The sequence below is a fragment of the Arachnia propionica genome, from assembly GCF_003932785.1.
Classification (GTDB): domain Bacteria; phylum Actinomycetota; class Actinomycetes; order Propionibacteriales; family Propionibacteriaceae; genus Arachnia; species Arachnia propionica_B.
On the sequence record NZ_RQYT01000086.1, the window covers coordinates 1 to 2,749 of the forward strand.

Annotated in this window: 3 protein-coding genes; all 3 read left to right on the top strand. The window is 65.2% G+C overall.

What is annotated here, in order from left to right; all coding sequences use genetic code 11:
* Positions 1–285: 285 nt before the first annotated feature.
* The gene (locus EII35_RS15275; RefSeq protein WP_125229317.1) at positions 286–1,452 is read left to right on the top strand and encodes a S8 family peptidase; all 1,167 of its coding nucleotides are present in this window, start codon (positions 286–288) and stop codon (positions 1,450–1,452) included.
* 88 nt (positions 1,453–1,540) lie between these two features.
* Positions 1,541–1,960, top strand: coding sequence for a hypothetical protein (locus tag EII35_RS15280; RefSeq protein ID WP_125229318.1), 420 nt, complete (start codon positions 1,541–1,543; stop codon positions 1,958–1,960).
* A 3-nt stretch (positions 1,961–1,963) separates the two neighbouring features.
* The coding region (locus EII35_RS15285) for a hypothetical protein (RefSeq protein ID WP_221739793.1) at positions 1,964–2,749 on the top strand (786 nt) is incomplete at its 3' end.

Consider the following 2,749-nt stretch of genomic DNA (forward strand, 5'->3'; position numbering starts at 1 on the left):
ACCCACCCCCTACGGGACCCCCTCACCCCACCACACACGTCATCCATTCGGCCAGCACCCACACCCGACAAGCACCACCATCCCCTACCCCAGCCTTGGAGACCGTGACTCATACCCACCCACCCGCTGCTCACACCGGACCGCGAGTGCCAGCGAGCCGTCCGTGTCGAGACCCGGCGACGGCTCCCCGCCACCGAGGTCTCGACACGCTCGCTACGCTCACGGCTCGACCAGCGATCTGAGGCGCCGCCGTAGACTGGACCCGACCGGATCGAAGGAGACCAGATGCGCCGCAACCGCCCCCGCGTCCTCATCGCACTCGCCCTGGCCGCCTCCCTCCTCACCCCAGCCCCAGCCACCGCCGACGACGCCATCACCGACCAGAAATTCACCACCCTCATCAACACCCCGAATCTTCATCAGCATGGCCTCACCGGCGAAGGTGTGACCATCGCCTACATCGAAAGCGCCCCCGACCTCACCGTCCCCGAACTCCAAGGCGCCGAACTCCAAGGCGCCGACATCGAGATCAACAACCCCTGCAACCTCGTCGGTACTCCCGAGGCCCGATCCCACTCCACCGCGGTGGCCTCCATCCTGGTCAACCAAACCTGGGGCTGGGCACCCAAGGCCAAACTCATCAACTACACCATCACCACCGGACGCGGCCTGACCTCCGGAAACCCACACTGCCGCGAGGGCGCGATCCCTGGCCCCGCCATCCACCGCGCCCTCGACGACGGCGTGGACCTGATCAACATCTCCCTCGGCAGCATCAAAAGTAGCGAAGCCCTCAGCGCCGCCCTGCGGGCCTATCACATGGGCGTTCCGATCATCGCCTCCGCCGGCAACACAGCAAACCAAACCCACATCGAACCGGGCTCAGAATACGGAGACCTCAACTCCTTCGTCGCAGTCGGCTCCTCTGATGCCAACACACAACGCTCAAAGTTCACCTCCACAGGCGACTTCCTCACCGTCCTGGCCCCCGGCGAAGACATCACCATCCGCGACACTGACACCGACGGCAACCTCACCAGGACCCGGCAAGCTTACGGCAGCTCCTTCGCCACCCCCATGGTCACCGGACTCATGGCACTGGGCAAACAGAAATGGCCCAACGCCACCGGCAACCAACTCATCCGCAACCTGATCACCACCGCCCACCCCGTCGGCGAGGCCCCCAACGATCACTACGGCTACGGGATCATCCAGATCGCTTCCTTCATCAACACCGACCCCACCACCCACGAGGACACCAACCCCCTACGCCGCCGCAGCAGCAACCCCGTCACCCCAGAACTAGCCCAGGACTACATCGACGGCCTCCTCCTCCCCTACAGGGCTACCGATGACCTCGACTACCGCTACCGCGGCCTCGACATGAACACCGTCACCAACCACCCATCCAAGTCCCACTTCGGCACCTCGCCCCGCTACCACCGGAAATAGACCCAGCACTGGCCAATCAGCCGACAGGTCGTGGCATCGCCGTGACCAAGGACTTGGCTCTAGCATTCGGTGGGTAAGGAGGTCAAGGATGACGAACACAACGGTGGACGTGGGCTACGACGAGGAGCAGGTGAACCGCTCCATCGCGCAGGCGGAGGACGGCGCAGCGACCCACGCCTCCGACAACGCGAAGCGTTGTCAGGACCTCGCCGACCTCCAGGGCCCAACCCAGTGGGGAACCGAACCCGGCGCCCTGACGTTCCAGGACCGCTACGTTCACCAGCTCTTGGACCTTCAGGCCCAACTCAACACGCTCAAGGAGGACCTCAACCGGTTCTCTGCCGGCCTGCGGAGTTGCGTGGCGGAGCTTCAGGCCACTGACGGGGACGCCAAGGCCGGCCTGGATGCCCTCAAGGCCAGCCTCACCCCGCCCACCGACACAACCGGCACTGAACCGTCGGCCGCCTATGAGGACCTCCCGATGCCCGAACCCCGGCAGGAGTCCTGACCCATGCCCGCCAGCCCCAACTACGAACGCCTCCGCGAACTGGCCGCCCTGGCCTCAGTGGAGACCACCGACCCCACGGTCCTGGCCGAGATCCACACCGCCCTCACCGATCTACGCGAGACCATCCAGGCCATCCACCGCACCCCAGGCCTCCACGGCAAAGTACGCTCCGCCATCCGCAGCTACCTCGACAAACGCACCGCCGCACTGGACGAGTACACCCACAGGGTCGAGGTCATCACCGGGGAGTACCAGAAGGCCCGAGCCGCCATCGCAGATGCCCAGGCACAGTTCAACCTCCTGAAACCAGAACTCCTCACCCCAGCCGAAGAACACTCCAAGAGCAACATCCAAAGTGTTCACTTCCATGGCGTCCAGCTGAAAGCTGCCCAGTACTACGATGGCCTCATCGGCAAACGCAATGCACTCCGCGAGGATGCAGCCGGTCAGATCCTCACCGAAACCAACGAAACACTTGACGGCCTCCTGACTTCTATTCCCACTCTAGAGACAGAGGGGTCCCCAGACGCGCCTGGTTCTGGTGGTCCTCGTGACTCTGGTGGCCCTTCTCATGGCCCCTCGGCTGGTGGCGGGCCGAACAGCCGTGTGTCAGGGTTCCCGTCCGGGGGTGACCCGAGATCCAGTCACGTCCCGGGTAGGCCCGGCCACTGGGTGGATCCAACCAGCCCGTCGCCCGGCCCCGGGGATCTGGTCGGTAGGGTGATCCCCAACGACCCGATGCCGCCCTACCAGCCGGGTGAGCCCGCACCCCGGCTGGTCCCCACCCCC